This is a genomic window from Streptomyces sp. NPDC048278 (genome assembly GCF_040652195.1).
Taxonomy (GTDB): Bacteria; Actinomycetota; Actinomycetes; order Streptomycetales; family Streptomycetaceae; genus Streptomyces.
Genome location: NZ_JBEZLP010000034.1, coordinates 90653 through 109037, shown reverse-complemented (window position 1 = coordinate 109037; position 18385 = coordinate 90653). Strand labels below are relative to the sequence as shown.

General features: G+C 72.9%; 14 protein-coding genes and 1 pseudogene. 11 read left to right on the top strand and 4 right to left on the bottom strand.

From position 1 onward, the window contains the following. Nucleotides 1–11 precede the first annotated feature (11 nt). The 7 genes from AB0D74_RS39915 to AB0D74_RS39885 all read left to right on the top strand — a co-directional run bounded on the left by AB0D74_RS39915 (nucleotide 12) and on the right by AB0D74_RS39885 (nucleotide 8081). The gene (locus AB0D74_RS39915) at nucleotides 12–2795 is read left to right on the top strand and encodes a DNA translocase FtsK (RefSeq protein WP_362598284.1); all 2784 of its coding nucleotides are present in this window, start codon (nucleotides 12–14) and stop codon (nucleotides 2793–2795) included. Between the two features lie 291 nt (nucleotides 2796–3086). Beyond that, nucleotides 3087–3929: a RodZ domain-containing protein gene (locus AB0D74_RS39910; protein ID WP_362598281.1), complete on the top strand. Its 843-nt coding sequence runs from the start codon at nucleotides 3087–3089 to the stop codon at nucleotides 3927–3929. Nucleotides 3930–4021: 92 nt separating this feature from the next. Next, complete coding sequence (gene rimO, locus AB0D74_RS39905) at nucleotides 4022–5494, top strand: 30S ribosomal protein S12 methylthiotransferase RimO (RefSeq protein WP_362598278.1); 1473 nt, start codon at nucleotides 4022–4024, stop codon at nucleotides 5492–5494. Then, nucleotides 5491–6306 carry a CDP-diacylglycerol--glycerol-3-phosphate 3-phosphatidyltransferase gene (gene pgsA / locus AB0D74_RS39900; RefSeq protein ID WP_362598275.1) on the top strand — a complete coding sequence of 272 codons (816 nt, stop codon included), beginning with the start codon at nucleotides 5491–5493 and terminating at the stop codon, nucleotides 6304–6306. Before rimO ends, pgsA begins: the two co-directional genes overlap by 4 nt. Continuing rightward, the gene (locus AB0D74_RS39895; RefSeq protein ID WP_362598273.1) at nucleotides 6303–6848 is read left to right on the top strand and encodes a CinA family protein; all 546 of its coding nucleotides are present in this window, start codon (nucleotides 6303–6305) and stop codon (nucleotides 6846–6848) included. Before pgsA ends, AB0D74_RS39895 begins: the two co-directional genes overlap by 4 nt. 109 nt (nucleotides 6849–6957) lie before the next feature. After that, nucleotides 6958–7332, top strand: a complete 375-nt coding sequence (locus AB0D74_RS39890; protein ID WP_351484950.1) for a helix-turn-helix transcriptional regulator — start codon at nucleotides 6958–6960, stop codon at nucleotides 7330–7332. 470 nt (nucleotides 7333–7802) lie between these two features. Further along, nucleotides 7803–8081 (top strand): hypothetical protein, encoded by a 279-nt coding sequence (locus tag AB0D74_RS39885; protein WP_362598270.1) that lies wholly within the window; start codon nucleotides 7803–7805, stop codon nucleotides 8079–8081. On the opposite strand, the gene AB0D74_RS39880 is transcribed toward AB0D74_RS39885, so the two are convergent. From AB0D74_RS39880 to AB0D74_RS39870, 3 genes are all read right to left on the bottom strand, one after another. Then, entirely contained in the window at nucleotides 8029–8793 is a 765-nt protein-coding gene (locus tag AB0D74_RS39880; RefSeq protein WP_362598267.1) for an SDR family NAD(P)-dependent oxidoreductase, read from the bottom strand. The two genes, AB0D74_RS39885 and AB0D74_RS39880, sit on opposite strands and share 53 nt — an antisense overlap. Nucleotides 8794–8825: 32 nt before the next feature. Continuing rightward, entirely contained in the window at nucleotides 8826–9668 is an 843-nt protein-coding gene (locus AB0D74_RS39875; RefSeq protein WP_362598264.1) for a DNA-formamidopyrimidine glycosylase family protein, read from the bottom strand. A gap of 96 nt (nucleotides 9669–9764) precedes the next feature. Then, nucleotides 9765–14780 carry a DEAD/DEAH box helicase gene (locus tag AB0D74_RS39870; RefSeq protein ID WP_362598261.1) on the bottom strand — a complete coding sequence of 1672 codons (5016 nt, stop codon included), beginning with the start codon at nucleotides 14778–14780 and terminating at the stop codon, nucleotides 9765–9767. 383 nt (nucleotides 14781–15163) lie between these two features. Here AB0D74_RS39870 and AB0D74_RS39865 point away from each other — a divergent pair. From AB0D74_RS39865 to AB0D74_RS39855, 3 genes and pseudogenes are all read left to right on the top strand, one after another. Then, nucleotides 15164–15997 (top strand): annotated as a pseudogene (locus AB0D74_RS39865) (AraC family transcriptional regulator); the annotation flags it as partial. Between the two features lie 28 nt (nucleotides 15998–16025). Further along, nucleotides 16026–16802 carry an AzlC family ABC transporter permease gene (locus AB0D74_RS39860; protein WP_362598258.1) on the top strand — a complete coding sequence of 259 codons (777 nt, stop codon included), beginning with the start codon at nucleotides 16026–16028 and terminating at the stop codon, nucleotides 16800–16802. Further along, entirely contained in the window at nucleotides 16799–17107 is a 309-nt protein-coding gene (locus AB0D74_RS39855; RefSeq protein WP_362598255.1) for an AzlD domain-containing protein, read from the top strand. Before AB0D74_RS39860 ends, AB0D74_RS39855 begins: the two co-directional genes overlap by 4 nt. Nucleotides 17108–17155: 48 nt before the next feature. Here AB0D74_RS39855 and AB0D74_RS39850 read toward each other — a convergent pair whose 3' ends face one another. Continuing rightward, a complete protein-coding gene (locus AB0D74_RS39850) occupies nucleotides 17156–18100 on the bottom strand; it encodes a hypothetical protein (RefSeq protein WP_362598252.1) in 945 nt (314 codons plus the stop codon). Nucleotides 18101–18180: 80 nt separating this feature from the next. Between AB0D74_RS39850 and AB0D74_RS39845 the strand changes: the two genes are divergently transcribed. Continuing rightward, nucleotides 18181–18375 carry a DUF3046 domain-containing protein gene (locus AB0D74_RS39845; RefSeq protein ID WP_362598249.1) on the top strand — a complete coding sequence of 65 codons (195 nt, stop codon included), beginning with the start codon at nucleotides 18181–18183 and terminating at the stop codon, nucleotides 18373–18375. Nucleotides 18376–18385 lie beyond the last annotated feature (10 nt).

The window sequence follows — 18385 nt, the reverse complement described above, 5'->3', positions numbered from 1 at the left end:
ATCTCACACCCATGGCCTCACGTCCCTCGGCAGCCAAGAAGCAGCCCGCGAAGAAGGCCGCTCCCTCGAAGGCTCCGGCGAAGAAGGCCGCCGCGAAGAAAGCCCCGGCCAAGAAGGCGCCCGCCAAGAGGACCGCGGCGAAGAAGTCCGCGCCGGCACCCAAGCCGGTGCCCAGCCCCACCGGGGGCGTGTACCGCCTGGTGCGCGCCCTCTGGCTCGGCGTCGCGCACGCCGTCGGCGCCGTCTTCCGCGGCATAGGACAGGGAGCCAGGAACCTGGATCCGGCCCACCGCAAGGACGGCATCGCCCTGCTGCTGCTCGGCATCGCCCTGATCGTCGCCGCCGGCACCTGGGCCGACCTGCGCGGTCCGGTCGGCGACCTGGTCGAGATCCTCGTCACCGGTGCCTTCGGCCGCCTCGACCTGCTGGTGCCGATACTGCTCGCGATGATCGCCGTGCGGTTCATGCGCCACCCCGAGCAGCAGGACGCCAACGGACGGATCGTGATCGGCCTGTCCGCGCTGGTCATCGGCGTGCTCGGCCAGGTGCACATCGCCTGCGGCTCGCCCGCCCGCAGCGACGGCATGCAGGGCATAAGGGACGCCGGCGGCCTCATCGGCTGGGCGGCGGCGACCCCGCTGACCTACACCATGACCGAGGTCCTCGCCGTACCCCTGCTGGCGCTGCTCACGATCTTCGGGCTGCTCGTGGTCACCGCGACCCCGGTGAACGCCATCCCGCAGCGGCTGCGGGCGCTCGGCACGCGCCTCGGGCTGCTGCACGACCCCGAGCCCGACGACGGGTACGAGGAGTACAGCGAGGACGACGAGCGCTACGACGATCAGTGGCGCCAGGCGCTGCCCGCGCGCCCCCGCAGGCGCTCCGGCGCCCCCCAGGAGTACGACCCGGACGGCGCCGAACAGGAGGCCCTCGCCAAGCGCCGGGGCCGGCCCCGGCGCTCCGCCGTGCCGCAGCCCGAGCTGGGCCGCCGGCTGGACGCCGTGGACGTCGCGGCGGCAGCCGCCGCCGCGCTCGACGGCGCCGTCCTGCACGGCATGCCGCCCTCGCCGCTCGTCGCCGACCTCACCCAGGGCGTCGGCGTCGGCGACCGCGAGGAGACCACCCCGACACCCCTGCCGGCGCCGAGCCCGAGCCCGAGTCCGACTCCGAGCCCGAATCCGAGCCCGAATCCGGTTCCGGCCGCGCGGCCCAAGCAGGAGCGGCTCAAGGTCGAGCCGGTCGTCGCGGACCTGACGAAACCGGCGCCCGCGGAGCACCGAGACCTGCCCCCGCGCGCCGAGCAGCTCCAGCTCTCCGGCGACATCACCTACTCGCTGCCGTCGCTCGACCTCCTCACCCGCGGCGGCCCCGGCAAGGCGCGCAGCGAGGCCAACGACCGGGTGGTCGCCTCGCTCACCAACGTCTTCTCCGAGTTCAAGGTCGACGCGGCCGTCACCGGCTTCACCCGCGGGCCGACGGTCACCCGCTACGAGGTCGAGCTCGGCCCCGCCGTGAAGGTCGAGCGGATCACCGCGCTCACCAAGAACATCGCGTACGCCGTCGCCAGCCCCGACGTGCGGATCATCAGCCCGATCCCGGGCAAGTCCGCGGTCGGCATCGAGATCCCCAACACCGACCGCGAGATGGTCAACCTCGGCGACGTGCTGCGGCTCGCCGAGTCCGCCGAGGACGACGACCCGATGCTGGTCGCCTTCGGCAAGGACGTCGAGGGCGGCTACGTCATGCACTCGCTCGCGAAGATGCCGCACATGCTCGTCGCCGGCGCCACCGGCTCCGGCAAGTCGTCCTGCATCAACTGCCTGATCACCTCGGTCATGATGCGGGCCACCCCGGAGGACGTGCGGATGGTCCTCGTCGACCCCAAGCGCGTCGAGCTGACCGCCTACGAGGGCATCCCGCACCTGATCACGCCGATCATCACCAACCCGAAGCGGGCCGCCGAGGCGCTCCAGTGGGTCGTCCGCGAGATGGACCTGCGCTACGACGACCTGGCCGCCTTCGGCTACCGGCACATCGACGACTTCAACAAGGCCGTCCGCGACGGCAGGCTCAAGACGCCCGAGGGCAGCGAGCGCGAGCTCCAGGCGTACCCGTACCTGCTGGTGATCGTCGACGAGCTCGCCGACCTGATGATGGTCGCCCCGCGGGACGTCGAGGACTCGATCGTGCGCATCACGCAGCTCGCGCGGGCGGCCGGCATCCACCTGGTGCTCGCCACCCAGCGCCCGTCGGTCGACGTGGTCACCGGTCTCATCAAGGCGAACGTGCCCTCCCGGCTCGCCTTCGCCACCTCCTCGCTCGCCGACAGCCGCGTCATCCTCGACCAGCCCGGCGCCGAGAAGCTGATCGGCAAGGGCGACGGACTCTTCCTGCCGATGGGGGCGAACAAGCCGACCCGTCTGCAGGGCGCGTTCATCACCGAGGAAGAGATCGCCGTCGTCGTCCAGCACTGCAAGGACCAGATGACGCCGGTCTTCCGGGACGACGTCGTCGTGGGCACCAAGCAGAAGAAGGAGATCGACGAGGACATCGGCGACGACCTCGACCTGCTCTGCCAGGCCGCTGAGCTGGTCGTCTCCACCCAGTTCGGCTCCACGTCCATGCTCCAGCGCAAGCTGCGCGTCGGCTTCGCCAAGGCCGGCCGGCTCATGGACCTCATGGAGTCGCGCGGTGTGGTCGGGCCGAGCGAGGGGTCCAAGGCGCGCGACGTATTGGTAAAACCTGATGAGCTGGACGGGGTGCTTGCTGTGATCCGTGGGGAGTCCGAGGGGTAGACCTGAAGGGGTAGACCTGTCTGAGGGCTACGGGCGCCTGTGGGCCGGGTGGTGTCACCGCCGTGATCCACCCGTTAGGGACCGTCGGGCAACCGTTTCCCTTTGACGTACGTCAAGTTGAGCGAGAGGAAAGGTGTGCACCCCATGCTGGGGCGCGCACCTGACCCGTCATCGGGATGTCGGGCCATACCGATGGCGTACAAAGTCGTACCGCCCGGTTGCCTCACCCTTTCGCACCCCCCATAGACTGAACCTCCAGCACAGGTGGCTACACGCTCGAAAGGCGCCCCCGTGTCCATCGGCAGCAACTCCCCTGAAGACGAGCGTCCGTTCCCAGACGTGTCCGAGGAAAACCGCCCCTCCGTAGGCCGAGCCCTCAAGCAGGCCCGCATCGCCGCCGGGCTGACCGTCGACGAGATCAGCGGGAGCACCCGGGTCCGTATCGCCATCGTGCACGCCATCGAGGCCGACGACTTCGCCCCCTGCGGCGGTGACGTCTACGCCCGCGGGCACATCCGGACCCTGGCCAAGGCCGTCGGTCTCGACCCCGAGCCGCTGCTCGCGCAGTTCGCGGCGGAGCACGGTGGTGGGCGGCCCGCGCCGACGCCCGCCGCGCCGCTGTTCGAGGCGGAACGTATCCGCCCTGAGCGGCGCGGGCCCAACTGGACCGCGGCCATGGTCGCCGCGATCGTCGTCGTGATCGGTTTCGTCGGCTTCACCGCCTTCAAGGGCGGCAACGGCGACGACGCCAAGCAGTCGGTCGCCGAGGGGCCCGCTCCCTCGACCAGCAAGCCGGCCTCGCCGACCCCGAAGGAGAGCAAGCCCGGCAAGACCCCCGAGCCCTCCGACAGCGCGATCGCCGCCGCGCCCCAGGACAAGGTCACCGTCCAGGTCAGCGCGGTCAACGGACGCAGCTGGATCTCGGCCAAGGACCACAACGGCCGGATGCTCTTCGACGGGCTCCTGAAGAAGGGCGAGTCCAAGACCTTCCAGGACAGCTCCAAGATCAACCTGATCCTCGGCGACGCCGGAGCCATCCAGCTCTACGTCAACGGAAAGAAGATCGAGGACCAGTTCCGGCCCGGTGCGGTGGAGCGTCTGACGTACACCAAGGGCGACCCGGAAGTCGGATAATCGTTCGGATCATGCACGTACACAAGGGGTTGGCCATGATCGGCCAGCCCCTTCGACGTGGGCTGTCAGTGAGACAAAGTAGTCTTGAGCCCATGCCTGAACGCCGTACCGTCGCACTTGTCACTCTCGGCTGCGCCCGTAACGAGGTGGACTCGGAGGAGCTCGCAGGCCGCTTGGAGGCGGACGGCTGGCAGCTCGTCGAGGACGCATCGGACGCCGACGTCGCCGTCGTCAACACCTGTGGATTCGTCGAGGCCGCCAAGAAGGACTCGGTCGACGCCCTCCTGGAGGCCAACGACCTCAAGGGCCACGGCAGAACCCAGGCCGTCGTGGCGGTGGGCTGCATGGCCGAGAGGTATGGCAAGGAACTCGCCGAGGCGCTGCCCGAGGCGGACGGCGTGCTCGGCTTCGACGACTACTCCGACATCTCCGACCGGCTGCAGACGATCCTCAACGGTGGCATCCACGCCTCGCACACCCCGCGCGACCGCCGCAAGCTGCTGCCCATCAGCCCCGCCGAGCGGCAGGACTCGGCCGCCGCGGTCGCGCTCCCCGGGCACGGCCCCGCCGACCTCCCGGAGGGCGTCGCACCCGCCTCCGGCCCGCGTGCGCCCCTGCGCCGCCGCCTGGACGGCGCCCCGGTCGCCTCGGTCAAGCTCGCCTCCGGCTGCGACCGGCGCTGCTCCTTCTGCGCCATCCCGTCCTTCCGCGGCTCCTTCATCTCACGCCGCCCCAGCGACGTGCTGAACGAGACCCGGTGGCTGGCCGAACAGGGCGTGAAGGAGATCATGCTGGTCTCCGAGAACAACACCTCCTACGGCAAGGACCTGGGTGACATCCGTCTCCTGGAGTCCCTGCTGCCGGAGCTGGCCGAGGTGGACGGCGTCGAGCGGGTCCGCGTCAGCTACCTCCAGCCCGCGGAGATGCGGCCCGGCCTGATCGACGTGCTGACCTCCACCCCGAAGGTCGTCCCGTACTTCGACCTGTCCTTCCAGCACTCCGCCCCGGGCGTGCTGCGGGCCATGCGCCGCTTCGGCGACACCGACCGCTTCCTGGAGCTGCTCGACACCATCCGGAGCAAGGCCCCGCAGGCCGGTGTCCGCTCCAACTTCATCGTCGGTTTCCCCGGCGAGTCCGAGTCCGATCTCGGCGAGCTGGAGCGCTTCCTGAACGGCGCGCGCCTGGACGCCATCGGCGTCTTCGGCTACTCCGACGAGGAGGGCACCGAGGCCGCGACGTACGAGAACAAGCTCGCCGAGGAGGTCGTCGCCGAGCGGCTCGCGCACATCTCCCGGCTCGCCGAGGAACTCGTCTCGCAGCGGGCCGAGGAGCGCCTCGGAGAGACCGTGCACGTCCTCGTGGAGTCCGTGGACGACGAGGACGGCGTCTACGGCCGGGCGGCCCACCAGGCGCCCGAGACGGACGGACAGGTGCTGCTCACCAGCGGCGCCGGACTGCGGGTCGGCCGTATGGTCGAGGCGAAGGTGGTCGGTACGGAAGGTGTCGACCTGGTGGCCGAGCCGCTGCAGGGCTCGCCCGCATGGAGTGAGGAGGCCGGCAGATGACCGGAGTCCCGGCGTCCGCCGCGGGCGGCTCCTCCGGTGCGCCCGGCGCCCCGGGCTCCGCCGCCACCTCCGGTGCCGCCCCGGATTCCGGTTCCCGCGGTTCCGGTTCCCGCGGTTCCGGTTCCCGTGACACCGGTTCCCGTGACAGCAGTTCCCGTGACGCCGGTTCGCACGACGGCGAGCGGCCCGTACGCGGCGGGAAGATCGCCGCTGCCGCCGTCAACCAGGCCAGCCTGTGGAACGTCGCCAACCTGCTGACCATGCTCCGGCTGGTCCTGGTGCCCGGCTTCGTCGCCCTGATGCTGGCCGACGGCGGCTACGACCCGGCGTGGCGCTCGCTCGCCTGGGCGGCCTTCGCCATCGCCATGATCACCGACCTGTTCGACGGGCATCTGGCGCGCACCTACAACCTCGTCACCGACTTCGGGAAGATCGCCGACCCCATCGCCGACAAGGCGATCATGGGAGCGGCGCTGATCTGCCTGTCCGGGCTGGGCGATCTGCCCTGGTGGGTGACGATCGTGATCCTCGCCCGGGAACTCGGCATCACGCTCATGCGTTTCGTGGTCATCCGGTACGGCGTGATCCCGGCCAGCCGCGGCGGCAAGCTCAAGACGCTCACCCAGGGCGTGGCCGTCGGGATGTACGTGCTGGCACTGACGGGGTGGCTGGCGACCCTGAGGTTCTGGGTGATGGCCGCGGCCGTCGTCCTGACCGTCGTCACCGGACTCGACTACGTGAGACAGGCCATTGTGCTGCGGAGGCAGGGAATCGCCGAGCGCGCGGCGGCGTCGGAGGAGACGGAAGCGTGAGTTCCACGGCCGCCGAACTGGTGCGACTACTGACGGTGAGGGGACAGACCCTTGCTGTCGCCGAGTCGCTGACCGGCGGTCTGGTGGCGGCGGAGATCACCACGGTCCCGGGGGCGTCCAAGGCGTTCCGGGGCTCCGTCACCGCCTACGCCACCGAGCTCAAGCACGACCTGCTGGGCGTCGACGCCACTCTGCTGGCCCAGCGGGGAGCGGTGGATCCGCAGGTCGCGGCCCAGATGGCGGCCGGAGTGCGCAAGGCGCTGGGCGCCGACTGGGGCCTCGCGACCACCGGAGTCGCCGGACCGGAACCGCAGGACGGCCGGCCGGTCGGGACGGTCTTCGTGGCCGTGGACGGGCCGTTCGGCCCTGGTTCCGGTTCTGCCGCTGGCGGAAAAGTGGAGGCCCTGCGGTTGAACGGCGACCGCGCGGAAATTCGTAGAGAGAGTGTACGGAGCGTACTCGCACTGCTTCTGAGGGAGCTTGCGAGCGAACAGACCGGGAATGAGCGGACACAGGATACGGAACAGAACGGGGGGTTTTGATGTTTGCAGCCCTGAGTGAACACGACATCGCTCCCCGCACGGCCGCGGCGCAAGGCGGTACGGTGGGGCGTGAAGGATGCGGCTACGCGGTCCGAGGAGGGAGCCACCGATGATTCTGCTCCGTCGCCTGCTGGGTGACGTGCTGCGTCGGCAGCGCCAGCGCCAGGGCCGTACTCTGCGCGAAGTCTCCTCGTCCGCCCGAGTCTCACTCGGCTATCTCTCCGAGGTGGAGCGGGGGCAGAAGGAGGCTTCCTCCGAGCTGCTCTCCGCCATCTGCGACGCGCTGGACGTACGGATGTCCGAGCTCATGCGAGAAGTGAGCGACGAGCTCGCCCTCGCCGAGCTGGCCCAGTCCGCCCAGGCCACCGAGCCCGTGCCCACGCCGGTTCGCCCGATGCTGGGTACCGTCTCGGTGACCGGCGTGCCACCGGAACGGGTGACCATCAAGGCGCCCGCCGAGGCGGTGGACGTGGTCGCCGCGTGACGTCTGCGCGGATCTAGACCGACGCGGCGCCGACCTGGCGTCGAAGAAGTGCGCGAGGCCCCGGCCGGGGCCCTCCCGGGCAGCACCGGGACGGTGCGGCCGGGGCCTTCGCGCGTCCGCGGACGGCATGCGTCCATTTGCCGGTGTCCGCCGGTCCGGTCATGGTGGAGGAACGCTGACCGGGGGCTGACGACCGGAGAGAACGCATGTACGTCGTGAAGAGCCCGCAGTCCGGCACGGGCCGGAAGACCGGAGCGAGCGGCGTCGGCCGTGCCGGCCTGTCCGGTCTCCCGGGACGACTCCGTCGGGAGCAGGGCGGTTCCGGTTCCCGAGCGGTGGCACGGGAGGTTCCAGGCGGAGAACGCATAGCAGAGGCCGATGCCGGTCCACGGCCGTTGCATCGATGAGCCCTCGGTGCGCCTCCCCGGTGGACCGGGCGGCGTTCTAGCGTCCGGCTGGAGGTGACGGCCATGGTGGGGCGGATAGTGCGCTGGGGGGTTGCGGCGGTGTTCGCGGCGGTGTGGTGGTGGGCCGTGCTGCGGATCACGTTCGCCGACGGCGCCGGTGCGCTGGAAGGGACCGTGGCGGCCGGCGGATGGGGGCTGAGCCTGCTGCCGGTGAACTGCGTGCCGAGGGCCCGGGCGGCGGGAGCCCTGGGACCGGCGCGCTGGCGGACTGCCTGGCGGACCCGGGGGGCTACCAGGGCATCGCCACCCCTCCGTTCGGGCGCAGGATCTGGCCCGTCGTGAACGAGGACGCGTCGGAGGCCAGATAGAGCACCGCGTGCGCGACGTCCGCCGCCTCGCCGACCCGGCCCAGCGGCGACATCCGGGCCATCCGGGCCTCCGTCCGCTCCTGCTCCGCGCCGTCGTCGCGGTCGGTCATCGGGGTGCGGGTCCAGCCAGGGGCGACCGCGTTGACGCGGATGCCCTGCCGGCCGACCTCGTTGGCGAGCGTCTTGGTCAGCTGCACCACGGCCGCCTTGGCCGCGCCGTAGCAGAGCAGGCCGGGGCCGCCGGTGTCGATCGCGCCGGAGGCCATGGTGATGATGCTGCCCCCGTTCCGCCCGGCAAGCATCAGCCGCACCGCCTCCTGACAGGCGTACAGCACGCCCTTGAAGTTGACGGCCAGCACCCGGTCGAGGTCCTCGTCCCTGGTCTCCAGGACCGGGCTGCGGTGCATGATCCCGGCGATCGCCGCCATGACGTCCAGCCGCCCGCAGGACTGCACGGCCTCCCCGAGCCGGGTCCGGTCGGTGACGTCGAGGGGGTGGGTACGGGCGGTGCCGCCCCGCTCCTTGATCAGCGCCGCCGTCTCGTGCAGGCCGTCCGCGTCCCGGTCCGCACAGTGCACGGTCGCGCCCGCCTCCGCGAGCAGCACGGCCGACGCCCGGCCGATACCGCCGGCGGCGCCGGTGACGAATGCGGTGCGTCCGCTGAGGTCGTACGCCTGGAGGGACATGAGGGGACGGTACGAGCGTGTCTGACGGTCCGTCAATTAGTTGGGCGGGGACGGATTCCCTGGGCCCGCCGGGAACCCGGGGCCGGAGCCGGGCCGGTCTGGCAGGCGGGGCACCAGTAGGTGGGGCGCTCGCGGGAGCCGTCGCCCTGGTCGGCGAGGCGGATCGGGGTGCGGCAGCGCAGGCAGGGGCGGGGTGCGCGGCCGTAGACGAAGAGGTCGTGGTCGCGCAGGCCGGTGGTGCGGCGGACCACGCGGTCGCGGTTGGCCTCCAGCAGGCGCTGGGCGAGGCCGGGGAGGATCGCGGCGCGGTCGGCGGGCAGGGCGCCGACCGGGAGCCAGGGGGTCGCGCCGATCAGGAAGCAGAGCTCGCTCTTGTAGATGTTGCCGATCCCGGCGAGGTTGCGCTGGTCGAGCAGGGCCTCGCCGAGCGGGCGGGCGGGGTTCGCGAGGAGGTTGGCGAGGGCGCGCTCGGGGTTCCAGTCGGGGCCCAGCAGGTCGGGGCCGAGGTGGCCGACGGCGCGCTCCTCCTCGCCGGTGCGCAGGAGCTCCAGGACCTGGAGCCGGTATCCGACGGCCGTGCGGTCGGCGGTGGAGAGGATCGCCCGGATCTGGTGCGCGGGACCGCCCCGCCAGCGCTCACCGGCGCGGAAGACCTTCCAGGCGCCTTCCATCCGCAGGTGCGTGTGCAGGGTCAGGCCGCCCTCGAAACGGGTGAGCAGGTGCTTGCCGCGCGGGGTGGTGCCGAGGACGGTACGGCCGCCGAGGTCGACCGTGGCGTACTTGGGTACCCGGAAGTCGGTGCGGGTCAGCACCTGCCCGGCGAGCGCGTCGTGCAGGCGCCTCGCGGCCTGCCAGACCGTGTCACCTTCAGGCATGGGTCAAGGGTGGCACGGAGCGGCGGGGCGAGGCGTCCACGGGGGCGAGGAGTCCACGGAGCGAGGTGCCCACGGGGGTGAGGCGTCCGCCCTGCTTCACGCACGGAGCCGCAGGCCGCGCGGGGTCGCGATGAAGCCCGCTCCCTCCAGGACGGCGCCCAGGGGAGAGGTCAGGGCCGAGGCGCCGTTGACGCGCTCCACCGTCACCGTGCCGAGGGTGCCCGCGCGGGCGGAGGCCGCGAGAGCCTCCGCCGCTGTGCGGAGCCGGGGGTCGTCGGTGGCGTCCGTGTCAGCGGCGGCGGGCCAGGCCAGCAGGGTCTTGCCGCCGCGCTCCATGTAGAGGGTCAGCTCGCCGTCGACCAGCACCACCAGGGAACCGGCCTTGCGACCCGGTTTGTGCCCTGCGCCGGTCGGAGGCTCGGGCCAGGGGAGCGCGGCGCCGTAGGCGTTCGCTGGGTCGGCGGCGGCGAGGACCACGGCTCTGGGGTCGGGTGCGGCGGGGGTGCGGGTGCGTTGGCTGCCGTAGGCGTAGGGGTTCGGTCCGTAGGGGTTCGGGCCGTAGGGGTTCGCGGGGCCGCCGCCTCGGGGGCCGCCGTAGCCGGGTGCGGCGAACGGGTCGGTGGGGGCGAGGTCCTTGGGGGAGACGTAGTCGCCCGGGGCGGTGGGTGGCTCGGGCGGCCAGGTGAAGTCGCCGTCCAGGTCGGGGAAGCCGGACGCGTCGAACGGGCCGAGGGGGTCGAGCGGGGCGGCGGGGTCGAACGGATCGGCGGGGGGCGGGGAGTTGTGGCCGCTGTTCGGGGCGGTGAACGCGGGGGCGCCGGTGCCTGTGAGGCCGGCGGCGCCCGGCAGGGCCTCGCCCCGCTCGCGGGCGTTGGACACCGCGCGGAGCCGGTCGACCGCGCCGTCCATGGCGAACTGGGCCGCGCCCAGGCCCTCCACGACGTAACCGCGGCGCGCCTGGCCGCTCTCCTCGAAGGCCGACAGGATCCGGTACACCGCCGAGAAGCCGCCCTCCACGCCCTCGGCCGCGACCGCGCCCCTGGTCACCACGCCGTGCCGGTCGAGGAGGGTGCGGGCCAGGGCGTGGGCGCGCACGGTGGTGTCGGGTTCGCGCTGCGGCAACAGGGACCAGCGCCCGGCCACGGTCGGCGGGCCGGTACGGGAGGCGGGGCGGGCGGCGGCCGTCAGCGAGCCGTAGCGACCGCGCGGGACGGCACGCTTGGCGCGGTGGGCGGTGGAGCCCGCGGTACGGCCCGAACCCAGCAGGGAGCGCATCGGGGCCAGCGTGTCGTTGGTGAGCCGCCCGGACCAGGCCAGGTCCCAGACGGCGTCGGCCAGTTGGGGATCGGTGGCGTCGGGGTGCGTGGTGGCGCGGACCTGGTCGGCGATCTGCCGGAAGAACAGGCCGTACCCCCCGGACAGCGCGTCGAGGACGGACTGGTGGAGGGCGGTCGGCTCCAGCGGGTGCGGCGGCGGGAGGAGCACGGGCGCCGCGTCCGCCAGATACAGGGAGACCCAGCCGTCCTTGCCGGGCAGGGCGCCCGCGCCGGCCCACACGAGCTCGCCGGCCGCGGTGAGTTCGTCGAGCATCGCCGGCGAGTAGTTCGCCACCCGGGACGGCAGGACCAGTTTCTCCAGAGCCGACGCCGGCACCGACGCGCCCTGCAACTGCTCCACGGCACGCACCAGTCCGTCGACGCCGCGCAGCCCGTGCCCCTTGCCGATGTGCTGCCACTGCGGCAGGAACTGGGCCAGCGCGGCCGGTGCCACCGGCTCCAGCTCGTGCCGGAGCGCGGCCAGCGAACGGCGGCGCAGCCTGCGCAGTACCGCCGCGTCGCACCACTCCTGGCCGATGCCCGCCGGATGGAACTCGCCCTGCACCACCCGCCCGCTCGCGGCGAGCCGCTGCAACGCGCCGTCCGTGACCGCCACCCCGAGCCCGAAGCGGACCGCCGCGGTGGTCGACGTGAACGGGCCGTGGGTGCGCGCGTACCGCGCGAGGAGGTCGCCGAGCGGATCCTTCACGGGCTCGGTGAAGGCCTCGGGGACGCCGACGGGCAGTGCGGTGCCGAGGGCGTCGCGCAGCCGGCCCGCGTCCTCGATCGCCGCCCAGTGCTCGGCGCCGGCGATCCGGACCCTGATGGCCCGGCGCGACCTGGCGAGCTCCCCGGCCCAGTGCGGTTCGGCGCCCCGCTCGGCCAACTCGCCGTCGGTGACCGGTCCGAGCAGCCGCAGCACGTCGGCGACGCCTTCAAGGTCCTTGATCCGGCGGTCCTCGGTGAGCCACTGGAGCTCCCGCTCCAGCTCGCTCAGGACGTCCGCGTCGAGCAGTTCGCGCAGCTCCGCCTGGCCCAGCAGCTCGGCCAGCAGCCGGGAGTCCAGGGAGAGCGCAGCCGCGCGGCGCTCGGCGAGCGGGGAGTCGCCCTCGTACAGGAACTGGGCGACGTAGCCGAAGAGGAGGGAACGGGCGAACGGGGACGGCTCCGGGGTGGTGACCTCGACCAGGCGGACCTTGCGGGATTCGAGGTCGCCCATCAGCTCGACCAGGCCCGGCACGTCGAAGACGTCCTGGAGGCACTCGCGGACCGCCTCCAGGACGATCGGGAACGAGCCGAACTCGCTCGCCACCTGGAGCAGCTGGGCGGCGCGCTGGCGCTGCTGCCACAGCGGGGTGCGCTTGCCGGGGTTGCGGCGGGGCAGCAGGAGCGCGCGGGCCGCGCATTCGCGGAAGCGGGAGGCGAACAGGGCCGAGCCGCCGACCTGGTCGGTGACGATCTGGTCGACCTCGCCCTTGTCGAAGGCCACGTCCGCCGCGCCGACCGGTGCCTGGTCGGCGTCGAACGCCGTGTCGAAAGGCGTGCCGGCCTTCGCAGGGGCCTGGTCGAGCAGATCCAGGCCCATCAGGTCGGCGTCGGGCAGCCGCAGCACGATGCCGTCGTCGGCGTGCATGACCTGGGCGTCCATGCCGTACCGCTCGGACAGCCGGGCACCGAGGGCGAGCGCCCAGGGGGCGTGCACCTGGGCGCCGAACGGGGAGTGGACGACGACCCGCCAGTCGCCCAGCTCGTCACGGAAGCGTTCGACCACGATCGTGCGGTCGTCGGGGATGTGGCCGCAGGCCTCGCGCTGTTCGTCCAGGTACGCCAGCACGTTGTCCGCCGCCCAGGCGTCCAGGCCTGCCGCCAGCAGGCGCAGGCGGGCGTCGTCCTTGGGGAGCGCGCCGACCTCGCGCAGGAACGCGCCGACCGCGCGGCCCAGTTCGAGCGGGCGGCCCAGCTGGTCGCCCTTCCAGAAGGGCAGGCGGCCCGGCACACCGGGGGCGGGTGAGACGAGCACACGGTCGCGGGTGATGTCCTCGATGCGCCAGGAGCTGGTGCCCAGGGTGAAGACGTCGCCCACCCGGGACTCGTACACCATCTCCTCGTCCAGCTCGCCGACCCGGCCGCCGCCCTTCTTCGGGTCGGCACCGGCCAGGAAGACGCCGAACAGGCCGCGGTCGGGGATGGTGCCGCCCGAGGTGACGGCGAGCCGCTGGGCGCCCGGACGGCCCGTGACCGTCCCCGCGACCCGGTCCCAGACCACACGCGGGCGCAGCTCCGCGAACGCGTCCGACGGGTAGCGGCCCGCGAGCATGTCGAGGACCGCGGTGAACGCCGACTCCGGGAGCGCGGCGAAGGGGGCCGCGCGGCGGACCGTGGCGAGCAGGTCGTCGACCTGCCAGGTGTCCAGCGACACCATCGCGACCAGCTGCTGGGCCAGCACGTCGAGAGGGTTGGCCGGGACCTTCAGGGACTCGATGGAGCCGGTGCGCATCCGCTCGGTGACCACGGCCGCCTGCACCAGGTCGCCCCGGTACTTGGGGAAGACCACGCCGGTGGAGACCGCGCCGACCTGGTGTCCGGCCCGGCCGACGCGCTGCAGGCCGGAGGCGACCGACGGCGGGGACTCGACCTGCACGACCAGGTCCACCGCGCCCATGTCGATGCCCAGTTCGAGGCTGGAGGTGGCCACCACGGCGGGCAGTCGGCCCGCCTTGAGGTCCTCCTCGACCAGGGCGCGCTGCTCCTTGGAGACCGAGCCGTGGTGCGCGCGGGCGAGGACCGGCGGGGCGCCCTGGGCCGCGCCCGAGCCGCCCATCAGCTCGGCGGGGGAATGGTGCTCGTCCAGGGGCTCGCCGGTCACCCTCTCGTAGGCGATCTCGTTGAGCCGGTTGCACAGCCGCTCCGCCAGGCGGCGGGAGTTCGCGAACACGATCGTCGAACGGTGGGCCTGCACCAGGTCGGCGATCCGCTCCTCCACGTGCGGCCAGATCGACGGCTTCTCCGCGCCCTCGGCGCCGTCGGTGGCCGGGGAGCCGCCCAGCTCTCCCATGTCCTCCACCGGGACGACGACGGAGAGGTCGAACTCCTTGCCGGACTTCGGCTGGACGATCTCCACCTTGCGGTGCGGCGAGAGGTAGCGGGCCACCTCGTCGACCGGGCGTACGGTCGCCGACAGGCCGATCCGGCGGGCCGGGGCCGGCAGCAGCTCGTCCAGCCGCTCCAGGGAGAGCGCGAGGTGCGCGCCGCGCTTGGTGCCGGCGACCGCGTGCACCTCGTCCAGGATCACCGTCTCGATGCCGGTCAGCGCGTCGCGCGTGGCCGACGTCAGCATCAGGAACAGGGACTCCGGGGTGGTGATCAGGATGTCCGGCGGGCGGGTGGACAGGGCGCGGCGCTCGGCGGCCGGGGTGTCGCCGGAGCGGATGCCGACCCTCACCTCCGGCTCGGGCAGGCCGAGGCGGACGGACTCCTGGCGGATGCCGGTGAGGGGGCTGCGGAGGTTGCGCTCGACGTCGACGGCGAGGGCCTTGAGCGGGGACACGTACAGCACGCGGCAGCGCTTCTTGGGGTCGGCCGGGGGTGGGGTGGCGGCCAGCTGGTCCAGGGCGGCGAGGAAGGCGGCCAGCGTCTTGCCGGAGCCGGTCGGGGCGACCACCAGCACGTCCGAGCCGGCGCCGATGGCCTGCCACGCGCCGGCCTGGGCCGCGGTGGGCGCGGAGAACGCCCCCGTGAACCAGCCGCGGGTCGCGGGGGAGAAGCCGTCGAGGGCTCGGTGTGCGGGTTTCGGCATGCGTCCATCCTGCACCCGGGCACTGACAAATGGGGCTGACCTGCGGAGACGTCCTCGGCTTCGCCTTCGGCCTTTTGTGTTCCCACCCGCACCACCCGTGACGGTTTCGTCGTCGGGTGCGGGTGGCCCCTGTGGGGCGGATTCGCCGTCGGCGGCTGCGCGAAGAGAAAGAAGAGAAGGAAGAGAAGAAGAGAAGGAGAGAAGAAGGGGGGCGGCCGAAGCAGCTATGCGAAGGGGCTGGGCGAAGCGGGCGAGTGAGGGAGTCGCGGGGCGCGGCTGACGGTGGCCGGGTGGGAGTGGGGGTGTGGTTGACGGTGGCTGGGTGGGAGTGGGGGATGCGGTTGGGGGCGGGTGGGCAGGGGTGGGCGGTTGACAATGGGGGGATGGCGGGAGTGGGTGAGCAGGCGCGGCACTGGCGGTATGAGGCGTTGCCCGGTGTTGATCTGTTGCGTGCCCGGTATGTGCGTAAGACGTTCGTTCGGCATACGCACGAGCACTTCGTGATCGCGGCGATCGCGGACGGTGTCGAGGTCTTCCATCACCGGGGCTCCGACGTGTCGGCGGGGGCGGGGGCGCTCGCGCTGGTGAATCCGGACACCCCGCACACCGGGCGGGCCGGGGTGCCCGAGGGCTGGCGGTACGGGGCGGTCTACCCGTCGCCCGGCCTCGTCGCGGAGATCGCCGCCGAGACCACCGGGATCCGGGGCACCCCCGGCTTCGTCCGTCCCGTGCTCGACGACCCGTACAGCGTTGCCCTGGTGCACCGGGTGCTGCGCGCCGCCGACGAGGGCAACGCGCTCGCGGCCGACACCCTGCTGCGGGTGGCGGTCACCCGGCTGCTGCGGCTGAACGGCGGCCCGCTGCCGCAGCGGCAGGTCCGTACCGCCGGCGCCCGGCTCGCCGCACGCGCGCGTGCGGTGCTGGAGGAGCGGATGGCCGAGCCGCCGACCCTGGAGCGGCTGGCCGGCGACCTCGGCACCAGCCCGTTCGCGCTGCTGCGGGCATTCCGGGACGCCTACGGGATGCCCCCGCACACCTGGCTGACCGACGCCCGGGTGCGCCGGGCCCGGCTGCTCCTGGACGCCGGCACGGCACCCGCCGCGACGGCCGTCGCCGTCGGCTTCACCGACCAGCCGCACCTCAACCGGCACTTCGCCCGGATCGTCGGCGTCCCGCCCGGTGCCTACCAACGCGAGCGCAAGAACGTACAAGACGCGCGGGACGGCCGCCCGTAGCGTCCTGGGCGTGGCACAACAGACAGCACTCGCAGACATACGCGGCGAAGGCGGCCCGAAGCCGGACTCCGCCGTCGTCAGGGACGCCCTCGGGGTCGGCGTCGCCGTGGGACTCTCCGGGTTCGCCTTCGGGGTGACCTCGGCAGGCAGCGGGCTCGGCCTGCTCCAGACCTGCGCGCTCAGCCTCCTGGTGTTCACCGGCGCCTCCCAGTTCGCCCTGGTGGGCGCGCTCGCGGCCGGCGGCAACCCGCTCACCGCGGCGGCCGGCGCGTTCTTCCTGGGGGTGCGCAACGCGTTCTACGGGCTGCGCCTCTCGCAGGTGCTGGCACTCCCGCGCGCGGTGCGGCCGTTCGCCGCGCAGTGGGTGATCGACGAGACCACCGCCGTGACCCTCGCCCAGCCGACGAAGCGCGCCGCCCGGATCGGCTTCACGGTCACCGGGCTCAGCCTGTACGTGCTGTGGAACCTCACCACCCTGCTCGGCGCGCTCGGCGCCAAGGCGGTCGGGGACACCGGCGCCTGGGGCCTGGACGCGGCCGGGCCCGCCGTCTTCCTCGCCCTGCTCGCCCCCATGCTGAAGACCACGACCGACCGCGCGGTCGCCGCCCTCGCGGTGCTGCTGGGGCTCGGCCTGCTGCCCGTGCTGCCGGCCGGGGTGCCGGTCCTGGTGGCCGCACTGGCGGCACCGGCCGCCCTGTTCGTCTCCGGCCGCCGGTCCGGCCGCGACCGTACCCGCGACGAGGCACCCGACGAGGCACTCGACGAGGCACCCGAGGAGACCCGGTGAACTTCTGGATCGCGATCGGCGCGACCGCCCTCGGCTGCTACGCCGTCAAGCTCGCAGGCCTGCTGGTGCCCGCGGGCGTGCTGGAGCGGCCGGTGGTGCGACGGCTGGCCGCCCTGCTGCCGGTGGCCCTGCTCGCCGCCCTCACCGCCCAGCAGACCTTCGCCGAGGGGCACGCGCTGGTGCTGGACGCCCGGGCCGCGGGGCTCGGGGCGGCGGCCGTGGCGCTGGTGCTGCGCGCGCCCTTCCTGGTCGTCGTCGGGGTCGCCGTGCTGGTCACGGCGGGGCTGCGCGCCGTCACCGGCTGAGACTTCCGTCACCCGGACCTCCTCGGCCGGCATCCGGCAGGCGTTGTGTCACCCCACGAAGCGGCCGTACGCCCTGAGCGTGTTCAGGGCCTCCAGCGTGACCCTGGGGCGGGCCTCCAGGACGGCGGCCGGTGTCCACTGGCGCCAGCGGATCGGCCAGCCGCCGTCCGCCGCCTGCTCGGCGGTGAGGAAGTCGAGCGAGCGGGTCATCTCCTCGTCGGTGAACCACGCGCGCGCGAGCGAGTCCGGGGACTTCGCGAAGTCGTGCGGGAAGTGGTGCTCGCCCGGCGCGTAGCCGGGCGCGACCGGGTACGCGCCGAGGCGCCCGGGGTCCAGCGCGGCCAGCCGCTGCTCGCGCACCAGGCGGCCCAGCCGGTCGGCGGCGGCCTCCGCGCGCGAGCGGTCGGGCACCGTGTCCAGGAAGGCGACCGCGGCCTCGATCTCGTAGGGGTGCGACTTCTCCAGGTATTCGATCGCCTGCCAGCAGAAGTCGGTGGCCCGGAACAGCCACGCGTGCCAGACCTCGTTGCGGTGCAGCAGGCCCACCACCGGACCGGTGGCCAGCAGCTCGCTGGGCGGGTCGTCGACGATGGGGACGAACGGCGCCGCCGGGTAGCCGCGCTGGCCGGGCAGGACCGCGGGCAGTGCCCCGTCCGGAGTGGAGACCGCTGTCAGATAGCGGCACACGCGCTCCACCCGCTGGCCGCCGCACCGCCCGATGGCGTCCAGGACCCGCAGCGCCTGCCCGGTGTGCAGCGGCTGGCTCACCGGGCCGCGCAGATCGGGCTCCAGGGCGTGTCCGTAGCCGCCGTCCTCGTTGCGGTAGGCCTCCAGCGCGGTCTCCACCGGGTCGGGGCCGCCGTTCAGGAAGTGGTAGGAGAAGAGACGCTGCTCCAGCACGCGCGCGGTGAGCCACATGAACTGCTCGGCGCGCAGGAGCGGGGAGTGCGCCGGGGGCGTAGGGGGGAGCGGGGAAGCTCCGGTTTCGGCCATGCGCAAGACCGTAGGGCGGAAAGCGGTCTCGGCAAGCGGTCCCGGGCAGGGCCCACTCTCAGGGGCGGGATACTGGTTTCATGCGGTTGACGGTTTTCTGGCAGCGGATGGCGGAACACTTCGGTTCCGGGTACGCCGACACCTTCGCGCGCGATCACGTGATGACGGAGCTCGGCGGACTGACGGTGCACGAGGCGCTGAACGCCGGCTGGGAGGCCAAGGACGTGTGGCGCGTGGTCTGCACGGTCATGAACGTTCCGGGGGAGAGGCGCTGACCGTGCGCGG